General features: G+C 33.9%; 17 protein-coding genes and 5 tRNA genes. 21 read left to right on the top strand and 1 reads right to left on the bottom strand.

From position 1 onward, the window contains the following. Nucleotides 1-19 precede the first annotated feature (19 nt). The 19 genes from PLD14_00785 (at nucleotide 20) to PLD14_00695 (ending at nucleotide 15,566) form a co-directional block, all read left to right on the top strand. Nucleotides 20-2,800, top strand: coding sequence for a DUF2341 domain-containing protein (locus PLD14_00785; protein ID HPR79738.1), 2,781 nt, complete (start codon nucleotides 20-22; stop codon nucleotides 2,798-2,800). Between the two features lie 12 nt (nucleotides 2,801-2,812). Continuing rightward, the gene (locus tag PLD14_00780; protein HPR79737.1) at nucleotides 2,813-3,199 is read left to right on the top strand and encodes a hypothetical protein; all 387 of its coding nucleotides are present in this window, start codon (nucleotides 2,813-2,815) and stop codon (nucleotides 3,197-3,199) included. A gap of 13 nt (nucleotides 3,200-3,212) precedes the next feature. After that, the gene (locus PLD14_00775; GenBank protein HPR79736.1) at nucleotides 3,213-4,382 is read left to right on the top strand and encodes a tail fiber domain-containing protein; all 1,170 of its coding nucleotides are present in this window, start codon (nucleotides 3,213-3,215) and stop codon (nucleotides 4,380-4,382) included. 183 nt (nucleotides 4,383-4,565) lie between these two features. After that, complete coding sequence (rny, locus tag PLD14_00770; GenBank protein HPR79735.1) at nucleotides 4,566-6,092, top strand: ribonuclease Y; 1,527 nt, start codon at nucleotides 4,566-4,568, stop codon at nucleotides 6,090-6,092. 47 nt (nucleotides 6,093-6,139) lie between these two features. Continuing rightward, entirely contained in the window at nucleotides 6,140-6,412 is a 273-nt protein-coding gene (locus tag PLD14_00765; protein HPR79734.1) for an HU family DNA-binding protein, read from the top strand. Between the two features lie 124 nt (nucleotides 6,413-6,536). Then, nucleotides 6,537-7,220, top strand: coding sequence for a hypothetical protein (locus PLD14_00760; protein HPR79733.1), 684 nt, complete (start codon nucleotides 6,537-6,539; stop codon nucleotides 7,218-7,220). Further along, nucleotides 7,198-7,271 (top strand) — tRNA-Arg (locus tag PLD14_00755). Before PLD14_00760 ends, PLD14_00755 begins: the two co-directional genes overlap by 23 nt. A gap of 12 nt (nucleotides 7,272-7,283) precedes the next feature. Next, nucleotides 7,284-7,356, top strand: a tRNA-Ala gene (locus PLD14_00750). A 64-nt stretch (nucleotides 7,357-7,420) separates the two neighbouring features. Next, a complete protein-coding gene (locus PLD14_00745; protein HPR79732.1) occupies nucleotides 7,421-8,455 on the top strand; it encodes a trypsin-like peptidase domain-containing protein in 1,035 nt (344 codons plus the stop codon). Continuing rightward, nucleotides 8,455-8,958 (top strand): hypothetical protein, encoded by a 504-nt coding sequence (locus PLD14_00740; GenBank protein HPR79731.1) that lies wholly within the window; start codon nucleotides 8,455-8,457, stop codon nucleotides 8,956-8,958. Before PLD14_00745 ends, PLD14_00740 begins: the two co-directional genes overlap by 1 nt. Before the next feature lie 24 nt (nucleotides 8,959-8,982). Continuing rightward, nucleotides 8,983-10,737, top strand: a complete 1,755-nt coding sequence (locus tag PLD14_00735; protein HPR79730.1) for a VanW family protein — start codon at nucleotides 8,983-8,985, stop codon at nucleotides 10,735-10,737. A 188-nt stretch (nucleotides 10,738-10,925) separates the two neighbouring features. Continuing rightward, entirely contained in the window at nucleotides 10,926-11,513 is a 588-nt protein-coding gene (locus PLD14_00730) for an NYN domain-containing protein (GenBank protein ID HPR79729.1), read from the top strand. A gap of 263 nt (nucleotides 11,514-11,776) precedes the next feature. Then, nucleotides 11,777-11,850, top strand: a tRNA-Gly gene (locus PLD14_00725). A 20-nt stretch (nucleotides 11,851-11,870) separates the two neighbouring features. Next, nucleotides 11,871-12,884 carry a hypothetical protein gene (locus PLD14_00720; GenBank protein HPR79728.1) on the top strand — a complete coding sequence of 338 codons (1,014 nt, stop codon included), beginning with the start codon at nucleotides 11,871-11,873 and terminating at the stop codon, nucleotides 12,882-12,884. 113 nt (nucleotides 12,885-12,997) lie between these two features. Continuing rightward, nucleotides 12,998-14,488, top strand: coding sequence for a translation initiation factor IF-2 (infB, locus tag PLD14_00715; GenBank protein HPR79727.1), 1,491 nt, complete (start codon nucleotides 12,998-13,000; stop codon nucleotides 14,486-14,488). Between the two features lies 1 nt (nucleotide 14,489). Beyond that, nucleotides 14,490-14,843, top strand: coding sequence for a 30S ribosome-binding factor RbfA (gene rbfA / locus PLD14_00710; protein ID HPR79726.1), 354 nt, complete (start codon nucleotides 14,490-14,492; stop codon nucleotides 14,841-14,843). 26 nt (nucleotides 14,844-14,869) lie between these two features. Continuing rightward, a tRNA-Cys gene (locus tag PLD14_00705) sits at nucleotides 14,870-14,941 on the top strand. A gap of 48 nt (nucleotides 14,942-14,989) precedes the next feature. Beyond that, the gene (locus PLD14_00700) at nucleotides 14,990-15,478 is read left to right on the top strand and encodes an HNH endonuclease signature motif containing protein (GenBank protein ID HPR79725.1); all 489 of its coding nucleotides are present in this window, start codon (nucleotides 14,990-14,992) and stop codon (nucleotides 15,476-15,478) included. 4 nt (nucleotides 15,479-15,482) lie between these two features. Beyond that, nucleotides 15,483-15,566 (top strand) — tRNA-Leu (locus tag PLD14_00695). A gap of 33 nt (nucleotides 15,567-15,599) precedes the next feature. On the opposite strand, the gene PLD14_00690 is transcribed toward PLD14_00695, so the two are convergent. Continuing rightward, nucleotides 15,600-16,103, bottom strand: coding sequence for a hypothetical protein (locus PLD14_00690; protein ID HPR79724.1), 504 nt, complete (start codon nucleotides 16,101-16,103; stop codon nucleotides 15,600-15,602). A gap of 143 nt (nucleotides 16,104-16,246) precedes the next feature. Here PLD14_00690 and PLD14_00685 point away from each other — a divergent pair, with 143 nt between their 5' ends. Together PLD14_00685 and PLD14_00680 are read left to right on the top strand one after the other, a co-directional pair. Then, nucleotides 16,247-16,516: a hypothetical protein gene (locus PLD14_00685; GenBank protein ID HPR79723.1), complete on the top strand. Its 270-nt coding sequence runs from the start codon at nucleotides 16,247-16,249 to the stop codon at nucleotides 16,514-16,516. A gap of 90 nt (nucleotides 16,517-16,606) precedes the next feature. Next, nucleotides 16,607-17,701 (top strand): S1 RNA-binding domain-containing protein, encoded by a 1,095-nt coding sequence (locus tag PLD14_00680; protein HPR79722.1) that lies wholly within the window; start codon nucleotides 16,607-16,609, stop codon nucleotides 17,699-17,701. The last annotated feature ends 5 nt before the right edge of the window (nucleotides 17,702-17,706 follow it).

The following is a 17,706-nucleotide window of genomic DNA, read 5'->3' as shown; positions in this document are numbered from 1 at the left end:
TAATATCGAAACACTCGGCATGTCCTCAATAATTAAAACCAAAAAATTTATTGCATTTATTTCAATCATTTTGTTTTCAATTATTGGGGCATTTTTGTTTTTACATAAATCAGAAATTTTTTCTGATCTTATTCCTGTTTCAGCGGCGGGAGAAAGTTGGTTATCTGGTTATGGATATAGAAAAACAGTGACCGTAAATAGTGCTTCAGCACTAAGTAATTATCAGATTAAATTAACTGTTCCATATGTTACTTCAAAAATGAATACTGATTTTAGTGATTTAAGATTTACATCGTCAGATGGAGCAACCGAGCTTTCTTATTGGATCGAATCGTATACTGCCTCAACTCCAGCAATAGTTTGGGTGAAAGTTCCTTCTATTAGTAGTGGCGATAATACAATATATATATATTACGGAAAAAATTCTGCAACTACCGCTTCTAATGGAGACGATACCTTTGATTTTTTTGATGATTTTAATAACGAATTTATAAATAGATCTAAATGGATAAATACTAGTTATGGTTATATAAATACTTGTCCTTCTCTGGTCTATGGATCTTCAGTAACTTGCACAGCATCAAATATAGGATCAGATGTTATTTATAAATTTACTATACCTGGAACAACTGGTAGTAATACCTCTGAAACAAGTTATTGGGCTTTTCCTTATGGTGTGACTGCCGTTAATTATCTTGTTGTCGGTGGTGGAGGAGGTGGTGGGGATGATCGTGGTGGTGGAGGAGGAGCTGGAGGAGTATTATCTGGCACTGATAATTTACCAGCATCAGGCTCTGCTGTTACGATAACTGTCGGCCGTGGTGGTTGGTCAGACGCTAATGGAGGAGGTTCAACATTTAATGATGTTTCGGTTACGGGTGGTGGTGGAGGTGGTTATTTTGGGGTTGATGGCAACAATGGTGGATCTGGTGGTGGTTCAGGGACAGGGTGGGGGACTAGTTCATACGTACATTATGGTGGAACTGGAATTGCTGGGCAAGGATATGCTGGAGGTAATTCATATTATGGTATATTGGCTCGTCGAAATACTGGAGGAGGAGGAGGAGCTGGAGGAGCTGGCATAGGCTTATCATCAAGGCCTGATGGTGGAGCCGGAATTACTAGTTCTATTACAGGTTCTAGTGTTACTTATGCTGGAGGCGGTGGAGGAGGGGATCAAGAATCAAGTTATTCTTATTATGGAGCTGGACTTGGTGGTTCAAGTGTGGGTGGAGCGGGGGGTGGTCATCTCACTACAAATAAGAATGGAGGAAATGGGGTAGTGAACACTGGTTCTGGTGGCGGTGGAGCTGGCAATGATGGATCTAGTGCGGGCGCACCTGGTAACGGTAGTTCTGGAATAGTTATTACAAAATTTACTCAGCCATTACTAACTTGGAGAGGATCAATGGCCCTTTTAAGTGGAGAATTAAAATCAACAACTACCTTAGATAAATTAGCATCTGTAGGAACCTTTAATAGTGGGGTTGTTTTAGAAACTAAATCTCGTTATGCTTCTCTTCCAACTAATGGTTATCAGGTTGCAGGATTTTATCTTTCATCATCTAACGGTATCGGGTATCTTAATCATCCTTCTGGTGAATGGTATCGTAATGATGCTAATTGGGTGAGTATGGCAGCGCCGCCACCAGCATCAACTAACTTACGAACAAAGATTTCAGTAAAGAGTGATTCGGCAGTAGATATTTCTGTGACTAATTATGATACAGGCGCATCTTATCAAAGCGTGTCTGATATTAATAATACAGTTTTAAATGAGCCAATTGTTTTAGGATCAAGATATGATGATCTATATGGTGGCTTATATGAGTCTGGTCAATCTTACGAGGCTTATTGGGATTGGGTTTTTGTTCGTAAATATTCATCAGTTGAACCAACATCATCACTTGGAACCGAAGAAAATTATGTGTCTGCAACATCTAGTGGTAGCGCATTGAGTTGTTTTATTACCAGTGGTACTTGTAGCGGAACAACAGTTTTTAATATGGAAAATTATCTTGGGGGTCATGCTGAATTATATAGCGGAAGTAATTATCGCTATAAGGTTTGTTGTACGGGAATATCATCAAATTCATGCTCATCAAATTATGCAGTCGTTTTAAGATTATCTGATACGGCCAACGCTCATGTGGAACAAAATGATAAAAGCAATAGTGCGTACGACTCAAATAAGGCCTGTATTTCTAAGACGGGTTCAATAAGTTGCAGTTATGCAAGTAGTTGTGCTTCTCTTGGTTCAAATTATGCTTGCTTGGCTTCAATTTCTGAGAACGCTGGTTCTGGAGATGCTGGTACAAATGCTCATGTTGGAGTTTGTGGTGTATATACAACCCAGGTTTGTTGTACCTCAGGTATCCCTGCTAGTTCTTGCACTGTAGGAATATTATCGACTCCATCAATAACTGCGGCGGGAAATGTTCAATTATGTTCCGATGCTGATATCACAAATTCTGCAGATCCTTGTTATTCAATATGTTGGAAAGGAACAGGAAGCCCTGATTTAACTAGTTCTGATTGGAAGTGTAGTACTTGTAAAGATTCAAGCAATAATGTAGTTTCTTGTTATTCTGGAGGAAACACATATAGTTGGACTTTATCGGGCGGTCATTCATCTTCTTCAGACTATACGGTGGATAGCCTAACTATTCCTAATCCAGTTTTTAATTTTAATGTTGCTGATAATACAAGAAAAGCAACCTTAAGTATTAATAGTAATCTTTGTGCTGGCACAACTTTATCAATATTGCCAAGATGGAGAGAGATATCACCATTTCAATAAATAATAAAAAATATGTCAAAAAACAATATCATCTTTTTAATTTTTTGTATAATAATTCTTTTAATTTCTGGTTGCTTTTTTTATCTAAGCCGAACGAACAATTCATATTACGCAGTTTATTTAAAAACTGGTGATTTGTATTTTGGACACTTTTCAATATTTCCATCATTAATTTTAACGGATGTTTATTATATTCAGAAGAATACAACAGATAACACATTAGGACTAGAAAAATTTACTAATTCTATTTTTGATCCAGAGAATAAAATTAATATCAGTAGAGATAATATTGTCTGGACTACCAAACTAAGAGAAGATTCCCAGGTTGTAAAGGCGATAAAACAGGGAGTTACTACGACGACCGATCAAACACAAATAAAAACAACGGAAAGTAAATAATTAATATAAAAATATGAAAAAACAAAAATATTTTATTATTTTTCTTCTTTTATTGCTAGGATTAGGTTTCTCAATTTTTCAATATTTAGAAACTTTTAAAGCCGAAATTGTTTCTGCTGTAGCAGTTGGTACTCCCAATCCAGGTCATACTTGGAGCTCTATGGAATGTAATTCTAGTTCTTTATGCGTCGACGCGTCGAATAACAGATTAGGAATAGGAACAGCAAATCCATCTGCACCACTTCAAATAGGTGAGGGAACAGCAAATGGAACGATACTTTATCGAGGATTAATATTAAGTGGAGGGTGGTCGAGTAGTGTTACGAGGCAACAAAATCTTATTACTTTTAAAGCGACAGATAGTGTTAATTCTAATCCATTTTCAGATACAAGTGGAGAATCTTTTAAGAATTTTCATTTAGGCATAGTGTCTGATGCAGATTATTATCAAGGTGATAGATTTTCTATAATTCAAGCAGGGAGTGAGCGTCTTACAGTGAGTGCTAATACTGGTTATGTCGGTATTGGATCAGCTTTTGGATCAGGATCGCTTGCTCCAGGAAATTCTTTACATATTGCTAATGGTGCTAATAGTCAACTTAGACTTTCAGAAATAACAGGAGCATTTTATACTGATATTGGTCGTGATCCAACGGACGGTTATCTTAGATTTGATAACGATCAACAGGGTTATAAGTTTTTAAATCAAGGTGCTGAGGCATTTCGGATCACAAGTACTGGTGTCGGTATAGGAGGAATAACACCTTCATATCAACTACAGCTTTCAACTAATTCGGCAGCTAAACCCACTTCTAGTAGCTGGACTATTGCTTCTGACGAAAGAATAAAGAAAGATATTAGAAGTTTTACTGATGGACTTTCTGTAATAGAAGAAATTAATCCCGTATGGTATAAATATAATGGTAAGGCTGGTTTTACTGCTGACGGAAAAGAATATATCGGTGTTGTTGCTCAGGACATGCAGAAGGTATATCCGTATACTATTAATACATTTAAGGCAAAATTAAATGAAACTGATACTACTGAAACAGAACTTTTGAATTTTGATGCTCATGCTGTAACCTTTCTTCTAATAAATTCTGTAAAAGAACTAAAAGCTGAGAATGATGCGTTAAAGCAACTGGTTTGTCTTGATCATCCTACAGCAGAAATCTGTAAATAACGCGAGAAATCAAACAACTCTTGCTTCTGCAAGGGTTTTTTGTTATACTAATAATGTAAGAATATTAACGTTAACTTTGAATTTTTGGTAATTATTTAATAATCTCAAGAATGAATTTTAGTAGAAAATTTTAAAACTGAAAATTGATTATTTATTGTGCGCCAAATTTTCATATATGAAAATATGGAAACATTATTGATTGTGGCAGCGATTGTTTCGTTGTTTGTGGGTGGCATTATTGGTTATTACATTCGTCAGTCAATCGCTAGAAAAAGAGCAGGAACTATTGAAGCAGAATTGCAGAAAAAGATTACTCAGACTAGACAAACCGCTGAAGAGATAATGAGCAAGGCTAAAGCAAAGGCAGAAGAAATAGAGAATAAATCATATGCCGATATAGAAGAGAGACAGAAGGTAGTTATAAAAGCAGAAAATAGACTTTTTAAAAAAGAAGAAGAAATAGAAGCAAAAGACAAACAAACCGTAGAAAAAGAAAAGGAAGCTGTTGAAAAACTAGAGAAAGCAAAACAGGTAAGAGACGAACTAGATCAATTAAGAATTGAATCTATTAAAAAACTAGAAAAAATAGCAGGGCTGAATAAAGAACAGGCTAAAGTTGAGTTATTAGAAAAAACAGAAAAAGAATACGAAGTAGACGTATTAGAGAGAATAAGAAAACTTGAATTAAGAGGAATTGAGCAATACGAAAAAAAAGCAAAAGAAATTATTGCAACTGCCGTTCAGTCCTATGCTCTTCCTCAAACACAGGAAATCACTACTTCTTCGGTTGTTCTTCCCTCTGAAGAAATTAAAGGAAGAATTATTGGAAAAGAAGGAAGAAATATTAGAGCTTTTGAAAAAGCAGCCGGAGTTGAATTAATTGTTGATGAAACTCCTGGATTAGTAATTATTTCTAGTTTTAATCCAGTCAGAAGGGAAGTAGCGAAGATTGCTTTAGAAAAATTATTAAGAGACGGCAGAATACAACCAGCGAGAGTTGAAACTGAGATTGAAAAAGCTACAGAAGAAGTAAATAAGAAGATAAGAGAAGCAGGAGAAGCAGCGGTATATGAAACTGGAGTATTAGATCTTCCTGAAAAATTAATTCAGGTATTAGGAAGACTACAATACAGAACCAGTTATGGTCAAAACGTATTAAATCATTCAATCGAAGTAGCTCATTTAGCTGCCGCATTGGCTTCAGAAATAGGAATAAACGTGGCTCTTTGCAAAAAAGCTGGTTTATTGCATGATATAGGAAAAGCCCTTGACTATAAGATAGAAGGGTCTCATACTGATATTGGAGCTAAGATATTAGAGAAGTTTAACATAGACCCAGCAATTATTTCTGCGATGAAATCGCATCATGAAGAATATCCGTACGAAAGTTCAGAGGCAGTTATTGTTCAGACTGCTGATCAGATATCAGGAGCTAGACCAGGAGCTAGAAAAGATACTTTAGAGAATTATTTAAAGAGATTGGAAGACCTAGAAGACATTGCTAATTCGTTTAACGGGGTTGAAAAATCATATGCTATTCAAGGAGGAAGAGAATTAAGAGTATTTGTTAAGCCAAAAGAAGTAGATGATTTAACAGCTCATAAGCTAGCAAGAGAAGTAGCTCAAAAGATTCAACAGGAATTAAAATATCCTGGAGAAATTAAGGTTATGGTAATAAGAGAATCGAGAGTAACCGAATATGCGAAATAATAAAAGGTCGATAACATCATATATAAGAATTAAATATATACACTAAAATGACAAAAGACGATATCGTAGAAGCAATTGTTAAAAAAACAGCCATGGCAAAGAAAGATGCTGCTGAGGCTTTAAATACAATCATTGAAGAAATAACAAAAACTCTATCAAAAGGTGGAGATGTAACTTTGACAGGATTTGGAACATTCAAAGTAGGCGCAAGAGCTGCCAGAGAAGGAAGAAATCCTAAAACAGGAGAAAAAATCAAGATCCCTGCAATGAAGACTCCAAAATTCAAAGCTGGAAAAGGATTGAAAGACGCTGTTAGATAAAATTAAAAACAAAAGCCGCTCGTAAGAGCGGTTTTGTGTTAGACCAATAGTTAGACTAATTTTTGACTAATTTAAGATAGGATTTATATTGATATTATATATATAAATTGATATTATTAATACAATGCATAGAAAAGAAAAATCTTATATTAAGGCAATATCCTTAAGAAAGAAAGGCTTTTCTTATAATGAAATTTTAGATATCGTACCTGTCGGTCATGGAACAATATCGAGATGGTGTTGCGATATAGAATTGACAGAAAAACAAAAAAATAGGATAAAGGATAAGCAAAGAAATGTGCCCCTTATTAAAAATTTAATAGAAACATCTATTAAAAATAAAGAACAAGATAGACTTTGGGCGAATAAAATATTTAGTAAAGTAAATATAGATAAAAATGCTTTATTAGTTTCAGGAGCAATGCTTTATTGGGCAGAAGGATATAATAGTGGAACTAATCAGAGTGCAATTTTTACAAATACCAATCCTGAGATGGTAAAAATAATGATGAGATTTTTTAGGGAAATACTTTTAGTTGATAATAGTAAAATGAAGGTAATGGTAAGGATAGGCGAGAAGGGTGACGTAAAAAGAGCTGAAAATTACTGGTCGAAAATTACTGGCCTATCAATGGATAGATTCCAAAAACCAGAAATTTTAAAATTAAAAGAAAACAGCAAGAGTCTGGAAAGGTGTCCAAATGGTATTTGTAGGCTTTCTGTTTATGATGTTACAGTTAGAAGAAAAATATATAATCTTATTAGTTTGATGATAGAAAAAATGAGTCCCCATAGCTCAGTTGGATAGAGCGTTGCACTCCTAAGGCAAAGGCCGCAGGTTCAACTCCTGCTGGGGACACAGATTTAATAGGGGCCCATAGCGCATTTGGTAGCGCGCGCCCATGGCATGGGCGAGGCGGCGGGTTCGAATCCCGCTGGGTCCACAAATAATCATCACTAATTCATGGCGATGTTTTATTTTATATTTTTTTATGATAGAATTAATCTATGAAAAAATCTCCAATCGTAGAAATAGCGAAGAAGATTTGTCCAGCGGTAATAACAATTATCGCTTCTCGTGATTTACCACAAATCGATGAATTTTACTTCCTTCCTTACAAAGGAGAGAAGGTTGCTTTTCCTAAAAATGTAAATAGTGAAAAACAAATGACTAAAATTGGAGGGGGAAGTGGATTTATTGTTTCTAAAGATGGGTACGTTTTAACTTGTAATCACGTAGTTGAAGAAATGGATGCAGACTATACAGTTATTCTTGATCCAGACAAAAGATATAAGGCAAAAGTTCTATCAAGAGATCCTTTGACTGATACAGCTATTTTAAAAATTGAAGATGGAGTAGCTTTTCCTTTTTTAAAAATGGGAGATTCTGATAATGTTGAGCTAGGAGAAGCAGTAATCGCAGTTGGAAATCCTTTAGGAGAATTTGAAGATACCCTATCAGCGGGAATTGTTTCTGGATTAAGTAGAAAAATTACAGCATATAATGGAGCGAATACTACATCAAAAGTTACTAGTTTAAGAGGATTGATTCAAACCGATGCTGCTATTAATCCTGGTAATTCAGGAGGACCACTAGTAAATATGAATGGGGAAGTGATAGCGATAAATACAGCCATGATAATGGGAGCAGAGAATATCGGATTTGCTTTACCAATTAATTACATCAAAGAAGATTTAAAGGAAATTAAAAAAGAAGGAAGAATTAAGAGGCCGTATTTAGGAGTAAAGTATATTATTCTAAACGACCATATATCCAAGGCAAACAAATTAGAATGTTGTTACGGAGCATTAATAGTAAGAGAAATGTTTGGTGAACCAGCTGTGGCTAAAAATTCTAGCGCTGATCAAGCTGGATTAAAAGAGTACGATATTATTTTAGAAATTAATGGTAAGAAGATAACTCAAGATAATTCGATTAATGATGTCCTAGCAGAATGTGCAGTAGGAGAAAATATACATCTATTAGTTTTAAGGAATAGAGAAGAGATTAAATTAGAAACGATTCTTAAAGAAAGAAAATAATGAATAAAATAACAATTACATCTTTAATATCTTTTGTTGGTTTGTTTTTTGCTCAAGCTGCTTTGGCTGTTTGCCCAGTTTGTGTTATCGGAGTTTCTGCTGGATTAGGATTAGCAAGATGGTTAAAAATAGATGATACTATTACCGGTTTATGGATTGGAGGATTAACAGTGGGTTTAATCATGTGGACTATTGAGTGGCTTAACAAAAAGAATATTAGATTTAAAAGCAGAGATATTTTAATAATTTTATCTTATTACGCAATGGTTATCTGGCCCCTTCATTCAATTGAAGTTATCGGAAATGAATATCATACATTATGGGGAATGGATAAGTTAATTTTAACTATATTTATCGGTAGTGCCGCTTTCTTCGGATTTGAAAAATGGTATAGAGTAATGAGAGAGAAAAGAGGAAAATCTCTTTTCCGTTACCAGAAAATTGTTTGGGCTTGGTTACCTTTAGTAATTCTTTCAATAATTTTTTTCTTCATAACAAGATAATTGTATCAACATTAAACTAACTGCATGTTTAAGCAGAGATTAGGATTAATATTTTTACTAATTTTTATAGCCATTATAATTGGCTCATTTTATTATATTTTTGAAGTTAAGTATGCCGAAAAAATTTATCCCAATATTTACATCGGAGGATTAAATATGGAAGGAAAAACAATATTAGAATCAAAAAGCTTAATAGATGAAAAATTGAATATTGTCGATCAAGAAGGTATTTCTTTTTATTATGACGATAATAAGGTGACTGTCTATCCTATTAATTCTTCTTCCGATGCAGCTGTTGTGGATGTTTTAGTTGATTTTAAAGTTGATGAAACTATTAATAAGGCGATGTTGTTTGGGCGAAGCGGTAATTTTGTGAATGATTCTAAAGATAGACTAGATCTAATTTTAGGCAATAATCACTACGTTAAATTAATAGTTAATTTTGATAATGATAAAATTATTAACGATTTAAAACAAGGTTTTTCTATTCTTAATCCCCAAAATGCTGTTTATTATTTTGATTCTGAAAATAATTTATTGATCAAACAAGGAAGAGCAGGTAAAGTAATCTATTATGAAGAGTCAATGAATACTTTAAGGAATAATTTAGGTGAACTTGATTTTTCTAATATTATTTTAGAGGGCAATGATGCTAATCCTGAGATATCAGAAGCCGATTGTCTGGCAATGAAAGACAAAGTAGAGAGTAATTTAGCTTTAGCTCCGATTAAATTAAAATATAATAAAGATGAATGGATTATTGATAAAGCATCTTTATTAGAAATGGTAGTTTTGTCAAAAAAAGAATCAAATTTGTTTATTGATTTAGATAAAAATAAAATTAAAAAATACATAGAAGAAAACGTAGCAACAGAAATAAATCAAGATTATGTTTTGCCAAAATTTACCCTAAACGACGGGAAAGTTGAAAATTTTATACCAGGCAAAGAGGGAAGAGAGTTAGATATTGATTTAACAGTAAATTTATTAGCTGGTTTATTAACTAATCCTTTCGAGGAATTGAATCTTTCTGTTAAAATAATACCTTATTCTAATGAAAATGAAGGAGTTAATGATATTTTAGGAATTAAAGAAATTATTGGTAAATATTCTTTAGGATTTGATGGTTCAACAAATGCAAGAACTTCAAATATTAAAAATGGGGCCAAATCTCTTAATGGATTATTGCTAAAACCAGGTGAAGAATTTTCTATGCTCGAAGCTCTTGGTTCCATAGATGAGGAGCATGGATACGTTAAGGAGGCGGTTATAAAAGGCAATGCCATTTCTTATGAATTTGGAGGGGGGCTTTGTCATACAAGTACTACTCTTTTTAGGGCGACCCTTGATGCAGGGCTACCAATAACTATGCGTCAAAATCATTCTTATAATATGCCTTATTATCAACCAGCAGGAATTGATGCTACAATTTATAGTCCTTCCCCGGATTTTAAATTTATCAATGATACAGGAAATTACATTTTGATACAGGCGGAAGTAAAAAATAAAGAATTAACTATTGAATTGTGGGGAATAAAAGATGGAAGAACTGTAAATAGAACAGAACCAGTTATTTATAATATAGTCAAACCTAATCCTAATAAGATCATTAAGACTTATAGTTTAGCTAGTGGTCAAGTAAAATGTACCTATGCTGCTTACGATGGAGCTGATGCATATTTTGACTATGAAGTTACTTATCCCGATGGAACAGTAAAAAAAGAACGTTTTAATTCTCACTATATTCCACGTCAAGGAGTTTGTCTTGTTGGGATATAATAATTGGTTGGTTATGTGATGCATTCATAATTTTAAATTGGAAGGGAATAGGAGTAGAGTTACTTGATTTTAATCAGAAGATTGACAGGGTATTGACTTTAAATTTAGATGGGTTATATTGAATACATACACGCCCCAGCCAGCCGAAAGGTCCGTTGGGGTTTTTATTAAATATACCCCAATTATACATGAAAAACATTTTACTTATAGATGGAGAAAATTTTAAAGGTAAAATAAAAAGTGTTTTTCAATCTGAAGTAAATAATAGTTTAGTCTGGCATGAGTACGACTTTGAGGGTCTTTTTAATAAGGTTCTTGAAGGAATAGACGTTAATGAGGTATGGTTTTATTTCGCTCGTATTAAAAAGCATTCTAAAAGTTCGGGAAAATCCAAGCAATTAATCGAAGAGCAGAGACTGCTTAAGACCCACCTAGAGGGTTGTGGTTTTAAAGTGATAATGGCTGGTAGTGTTAGGGGAAATATTAATAAAGCTGGTATATTAGTTTTTAAGGAAAAAGGTGTAGACGTAAGAATTGGAGTAGATATGGTTATTTTGGCTTGTGATAAAAAAGCTGATTTAATAATTTTAGGTAGTTCTGATTCTGATTTGCAGCCAGCTATTAAAGAGGTTTCTACTAGAGGAATAAATTGTATTTATCTTGGATTTGAAATGCAACCAAATAAAGGAATGACATATACAACCACAAGAACTATTCTTATTAGAAATTCGGAAGTTATAGCATTTAAGAATAAAAAAAATATTTTACCAATATAACGTAAAATATTTAATTTTATCTTAAATAACCTCCCGGTTTGTTTTGCGCCAATTTTCCCTTAATGGGTGACTAACGGGACTTGAAACACATTAAGATTTACTATGTTATAAAAATATCAATAAAAGTTGAGGAATGTTTTTGACTCTGAAACAGAAAGATGATATAAAAAGGAAGTAGCACGGGGCATAGTGAAACGGCCATCACGAGTCCTTTGGGAGGATTTATTCTGAGTTCGAATCTCAGTGCCCCGAAAGGGTTTCTCGCGAGTGTAGCTCAATGGTAGAGCGACAGCCTTCCAAGCTGTACATGAGGGTTCGATTCCCTTCACTCGCTCCATATTATATCTCCTGAAAATAATGGACAATAAAAAAATAAAAGTGGCCGTAGTTGGCGGGGGAGTGATGGGATTATATATTTCTTGGAAATTATCAGAAATGGGACACGAAGTCTCTCTTTTCGACAGGAAAAAAGAAGACGTTCTTGGTAAGAAATGTTGTTCATCTTTGGTTTCAGAAAGAATTAAGCAGTTTATCCCTATTACAGGAAAGTGTATAGAGAATAAAATATTTTTTTGTATCATTAATTTTCCTAAAGGAAAAGTTAAACTTAATTTTAATCCTAAGCATTTGGCTCTTAATAGGGAAATGTTGATAAGTATTCTTTTAGATTTAAACAAGAAAGCTGGGACGAGGATTATCCTAGGACAAGAGATTAAAAAGGTGCCGCAAGGATTTGATAGGATTATCGGATGTGACGGCGCCTTTTCTGCTATTAGAAGAAGTTTAAATTTACCTGATCCTAAAATTAAAAATGGAATTCAGGCTTATTCTTTAATAAAGAACAATTCAAATATTACTGAAACATTTGCGTCGTCAGATATTTTTGGTTTTTGTTGGAAGATTCCTAAGGGAGAGAAGATTGAATATGGAGCACTAGGCAATCAATCGGAGGTTAAAAAGAAAGCAGATAAGATATTGGAAATAAGGGGAATTGAGAAAGATTCTTTTTCTGCCGCTGCTATTCCTTGTCCTAAATTTTCATTATTCAATGCAGGATTAATTTTTCCAAAAGAAAAAAACGTTACTCTTTGCGGAGATGCGATGGGATTAACTAAGCCATGGAGTGGGGGAGGAATAATTTGGGGTCTTTACGCTGCTGATATTTTAATTAAAACTTTTCCTGATTTTAAGAAATATAAAAAGGAAACAGTTAGATTTTTTAAATTCAAAATATTAAAAGGTCAGATATCTAATTATTTAGTCCAGACAATAGGAAAAAGATTTTCTAATATTCTCCCAAAAGAGATGGTATATGATAATGATTTTCCTTCTTTTAAATTGCTTTTAAGGGGGAAAAGTGATAGTCTTTAAACATATTTAGGAGAGATGCCTGAGCGGCTTAAGGGGATGGTTTCGAAAACCATTGTGGGGTAATTCTCACCGTGAGTTCGAATCTCACTCTCTCCGCTTTAAGGACTAAAAATATGGCAGAAAATAATAAACAACCTGATGTAATTTCAAGACCGCCAGTGGTGGTTGTTTTGGGGCATATTGATCACGGCAAAACCTCCTTATTGATGGCAATTAGAGAATTCAATGTTTTAGAAAAAGAATCAGGTGGAATTACTCAGCACGTTGGCGCTTATCAAATAGAACACAATCAAAAGAAGATAACCTTTATTGATACTCCTGGTCATGAATCTTTTTCAGCGATAAGAGGTAGAGGATCTAAATTGGCAGATATTGCTGTTTTAGTTATTGATGCTGGCGAGGGAGTTAAAAAACAAACTAAAGAAGCTATTGCTCTTATCAAAAATGCTAAATTAACAACTATAGTGGCTTTGAATAAAATGGACAAACCAGGAGCTAATCCAGAGATGGTTAAACAACAATTATCCAAAGAAGATATTCTTGTTGAATCGTGGGGGGGGCAAGTTCCGACGGTTGAAATATCAGCTAAGACGGGACAGGGTATAACAGATTTATTAGATATGATTCAATTAGTTGCCGAAGTAGAAGATTTAAAAGCAGAAACAGGAGTTTTAGCCGAAGGAACGATTGTCGAAGCATATCTTGATCCAAAGAAGGGACCAACAACTACTGTTTTAGTAGAAAATGGGACATTAGGGCGAGGAGATTTTATTGGAACTGATTCTGTTGTGGGCAAAATTAAGAATTTAGGAGATTTTTTACAAAAAGAAATAAAAGAAGCTGATCCATCTGATCCAGTGGTAATTATTGGGTTTGAAAATGTCCCCGCGGTAGGAGAAAAGTTTCGCGCATATTCCTCTTATGAAGAAGCTAAGGCTAATTTAAAGCAAAGAGAAATAAAGAGAGATGCTTTTGAATTTGACCCTAGTAAAAAATATTTAAATTTAGTAATTAAGGGAGATGCACAGGGTTCTCTTGAGGGAATAGAAGAAGTTTTGAAAATTTTACCACAAGATAATATTTGTATCCGTGTAATCAGAAGTGAGGTGGGGGATATTACAGAGCAGGATGTTAAAATGGCAAAAACCAGTGAAGCAGTAATTATTGCTTTTAGAGTAAAAAAAGACAAAGTGGCAGAAATTAGTGCTGAAAATAATAAAGTTAAAGTTTACGATTTTTCTATTATTTATGAGTTAGCTCAGAAAGTAAGAGAATTAATGGAAAGAAAACTGACTAAAGAAAAAGAAAGAATTGACTTAGGAGAGATTGAAGTTTTGGCTATTTTTAGAACAGAGAAAAATAGGCAGATAGTGGGAGGTAATGTTATTGAAGGAGAGGTGCAAAAAGGAGCATTATTAGAAATATTTAGAGAAGAAGAAAAGATTGGTCATGGAAGAATAATTGAATTACAGTCAAACAAAAAAGACTTCGATGTTGTTAAGAAAGGAAAAGAGTGTGGAATACTTTATCAGGGTAGCGAAAGAATAAAAGAAGGAGATACTTTGGTTGTTTTTAAGGAAGAGTATAAGCAAGAAGAACTATAATATGTTTAGAATAGAAAAAGTTAATAGCTTGATACAGCAAGAGTTGGGAGATATTATTTTAAAAGAAATAGATATTTTTCCGGGGACGCTTTTAACTATTACAAGGGTTGAATGTTCAGGTAGTCTTTTCCAATGTAAGGTTTATATCTCTGTTATCCCTGAAGAAAATTTTGATAATGTTTTGTCTTTATTAAATAGGCATATCTATGAATTGCAACAGATATTAAATAAGAAATTGAAAATGAGACCGGTTCCCAAGATAGAATTTTTGAAAGAAACAAAAACAAAGGAAGCGGGAAGAATAGAAGAGCTATTAGCGAAGATAAGAAAGGAGGATATTGAAAAAAACGAATAATCTTGGTATTCTCTTTATATGGCTAGGGCGTGGTGGCCAAGCAGTAAGGCGAGAGTCTGCAAAACTCTTATACGCGGGTGCAATTCCCGCCCACGCCTCAGATCTTTCAAAATAAGTAAAGGCAAGAGAGTAATTGACTTGTGAGTATGCCTAATGGTATGATTGTTTTAATGGATAGAAAAACCTGGACAAAAATTCAATTAAAAGAAGCTATTAAAAGCTCATATAGTTATAGGCAAGTTTTAAATAAATTAAACTTGAAAGCAGCTGGAGGAAATTATGCGCAATTAAAGAAATATATCAAAGAATATGATTTTGACATCTCTCATTTTAAAGGAAAGGGATGGAATAGGGGATTACAATTTTTATTTACACCAAAGATACCTCTAGACAAAATTTTAATTAAAGATAATAATTTCCAGAGTTATAAACTTAAGAATAGGTTAATTAAAGAAGGATTGAAAAAACCACAATGTGAGGAATGTGGTTGGTCGCAAAAAAGTTTTGATGGTCGATTGCCATTAGAACTACATCATATAGATGGTGATTCTCATAATAACAGTTTAAGTAATTTACAAATACTTTGTCCCAACTGTCATAGCTTAAAACCAAACTATCGTGGTCGCAAGAAATAAACATGCCTCGGTGATGAAATTGGCAAACATACAGCACTTAAAATGCTGCGGGTAAACACCCTTGTGGGTTCAAGTCCCACCCGAGGCACATAAAAAACACACTGGTCTAACCAGTGTGTTTTTATATCTCCAATACTTCAATGTATGTTTCCTTAACTCCGAATTCTTGAGCCTGTTCAAGAGTAGGGAACCATATATCTAATTGGTAGTCGCTTTTTCTAGAATGCATTCTATCTTCTACTGTGAATACTTTATTTCCATAAAGTTCAGGTATTCTTAATTCTGTTCCGAATGGTAGCATGTTATTTGCCACTATACCATCCCTTACTGTTGAACCATTAGCGGTAATGAAGGGGGTATCATCGGTTTGCCATGTCGTAGAAGAATAGGCAGTAATGATAACTTTTATCTTCTTATGCTTTGATTGGTCAGCATCCTCGTCTCTGTCTTCTTTGTTGGAAAATACCGCTAAAGTATTGTTTTCCAAAGAATAACTCTTTTCTGATATGGAACCTTGAGCCAAGTTAGTATTATCCGATTTGGCGTCAATAGTTAATATCAGTGCCGAGAAAGAGAAAATGATAACCGCAAAAAGTATAATTGTGAAGTTTTGCTTATTAAGCATATATAAAATCCTGCTCAGCAGGAATGAACATATTTTAACTCATAGGGCTGTTTTAGTCAATGGTTTTGTCCACATGCCATTTTAGTCAATATTTGACTTGGATAGGGATTATAATGTAAAATCCATGTGGACGGAGGTCCTAAATGGCAAAAACAAAAGCGATGATTTTAAATGTCATGGGACAGTTAGAAGACCTTTTACAAGAAGGAGGAAAAATCTTTCTTCAAATAAAGCCAAAGAAAAAGAGGGGAAAGGAAGAATCTGTAGTATTGCCAGTGGTAATTATCGAGCTTGATCCTGAGTCAGATCATGTTATAGTTGATTCCCTCGAAAAATCAAAGAAAAGAATGTCGATTAGTACCAACACAGAAATAGTTGCAATGGTGTCTAAATTCACTACTCGTTGTTTCTAATTTTTTTCTTTTTCTATTCGCGCTACTCGTATTCCGAGGCGCTTTTTCTTTGACTTGATAATATTAAACCTTTATGATATAAGGAGATATATGCAAAACGAAACATTACAAAAACTAACCGATAACGTCCAAATTCCCAGAAATGGAGAAATTATAGACGGTAAAATTCTCGCTATCGAGAATTTAGCTATGTATTTAGATATTGGTCCGAGAAAAACAGGCATTATCTACGGTGCAGAATACCAAAACGCAAAAAACGTTTTAAAAAACATTAAAATAGGAGATACTATCTCAGTTAAAGTTGTTGAGCCTGAAAATGAAGAAGGCTTTGTTGAATTATCTTTAAGAGAAGCTGAGAAAGAATTAGCTTGGCAAACAATTAAAGGAAAGAAAGATTTAAATCAAGAATTTGCAGTTAGGATTAGTAAGGTAAATAAAGGAGGCCTTATCACCGAAGTTGCTGGTATTCCTGCTTTCTTGCCGACCTCTCAATTATCTCCCGATAACTATCCCAGAGTTCCAGAAGGTGATAAATCAAAGATTTTAAGAAAACTGCAATCTTTTATTGGTCAAGATATTAAAGTTAAGATTTTGGATTTTGATGAAAAAGCCGGACAAATCATATTAACCGAAGAATCAAAAGAAAGTGAAACACTACAGAAAGCGATTAAATCGTTAAAGGTAGGTGATATCGTCGAAGGAAAGGTTTCAGGAATTGTTAATTTTGGAGCTTTTATTAAATTTACCCTTCCTGATGCAGGCCCAGAAGATTCAGACCTAGAAGGGCTAGTTCATATTTCTGAATTAGATTGGCAATTAATTGAAGACCCAGCTCAAGTAGTTGAAGTAGGGCAAGACGTTAAAGCTCAGGTTATTGATATTTCACAAGGCAGAGTTTCTTTATCTATAAAGAATTTAAAGAAAGATCCTTGGCAGAATTTAAATTACAAGACAAACGATGTTGTTAAGGGTTTGGTTGTTAGATTTAATCCTTTTGGAGCCTTTATCCAACTTATTGATAATAATTCAAAAGAATCTGATACTAAGATACAAGGATTAATACATATTTCTGAATTTGGTTCTGAAATAAAAATGAAAGAAAAGCTTGAATTAAATAAGGAATACGAATTCCAGATATTAAGCTTCCAGCCTCAAAGACATTGGATGTCTTTAAGAATAAAATAAAAAAT

Source organism: Candidatus Pacearchaeota archaeon (assembly GCA_035404185.1).
Classification (GTDB): Bacteria; Patescibacteriota; Minisyncoccia; order Minisyncoccales; family Minisyncoccaceae; genus UBA2211.
The sequence above is the reverse complement of the archived record's forward strand: the minus strand, read 5'-3'. Positions and strand labels throughout refer to the sequence as shown.

What these genes read in the sequence shown, in the direction of transcription:
- PLD14_00780 (HPR79737.1), top strand. Translation starts at nt 2,813, where the DNA reads ATGTCAAAAAACAATATCATCTTTTTAATTTTTTGTATAATAATTCTT.
- infB (HPR79727.1), top strand. Translation starts at nt 12,998, where the DNA reads ATGGCAGAAAATAATAAACAACCTGATGTAATTTCAAGACCGCCAGTG.
- PLD14_00745 (HPR79732.1), top strand. Translation starts at nt 7,421, where the DNA reads ATGAAAAAATCTCCAATCGTAGAAATAGCGAAGAAGATTTGTCCAGCG.
- PLD14_00775 (HPR79736.1), top strand. Translation starts at nt 3,213, where the DNA reads ATGAAAAAACAAAAATATTTTATTATTTTTCTTCTTTTATTGCTAGGA.
- PLD14_00765 (HPR79734.1), top strand. Translation starts at nt 6,140, where the DNA reads ATGACAAAAGACGATATCGTAGAAGCAATTGTTAAAAAAACAGCCATG.
- rny (HPR79735.1), top strand. Translation starts at nt 4,566, where the DNA reads ATGGAAACATTATTGATTGTGGCAGCGATTGTTTCGTTGTTTGTGGGT.
- PLD14_00735 (HPR79730.1), top strand. Translation starts at nt 8,983, where the DNA reads ATGTTTAAGCAGAGATTAGGATTAATATTTTTACTAATTTTTATAGCC.
- PLD14_00720 (HPR79728.1), top strand. Translation starts at nt 11,871, where the DNA reads ATGGACAATAAAAAAATAAAAGTGGCCGTAGTTGGCGGGGGAGTGATG.
- PLD14_00690 (HPR79724.1), bottom strand. Translation starts at nt 16,103, where the DNA reads ATGCTTAATAAGCAAAACTTCACAATTATACTTTTTGCGGTTATCATT.
- PLD14_00740 (HPR79731.1), top strand. Translation starts at nt 8,455, where the DNA reads ATGAATAAAATAACAATTACATCTTTAATATCTTTTGTTGGTTTGTTT.
- PLD14_00730 (HPR79729.1), top strand. Translation starts at nt 10,926, where the DNA reads ATGAAAAACATTTTACTTATAGATGGAGAAAATTTTAAAGGTAAAATA.
- rbfA (HPR79726.1), top strand. Translation starts at nt 14,490, where the DNA reads ATGTTTAGAATAGAAAAAGTTAATAGCTTGATACAGCAAGAGTTGGGA.
- PLD14_00680 (HPR79722.1), top strand. Translation starts at nt 16,607, where the DNA reads ATGCAAAACGAAACATTACAAAAACTAACCGATAACGTCCAAATTCCC.
- PLD14_00760 (HPR79733.1), top strand. Translation starts at nt 6,537, where the DNA reads ATGCATAGAAAAGAAAAATCTTATATTAAGGCAATATCCTTAAGAAAG.
- PLD14_00685 (HPR79723.1), top strand. Translation starts at nt 16,247, where the DNA reads ATGGCAAAAACAAAAGCGATGATTTTAAATGTCATGGGACAGTTAGAA.
- PLD14_00785 (HPR79738.1), top strand. Translation starts at nt 20, where the DNA reads ATGTCCTCAATAATTAAAACCAAAAAATTTATTGCATTTATTTCAATC.
- PLD14_00700 (HPR79725.1), top strand. Translation starts at nt 14,990, where the DNA reads ATGCCTAATGGTATGATTGTTTTAATGGATAGAAAAACCTGGACAAAA.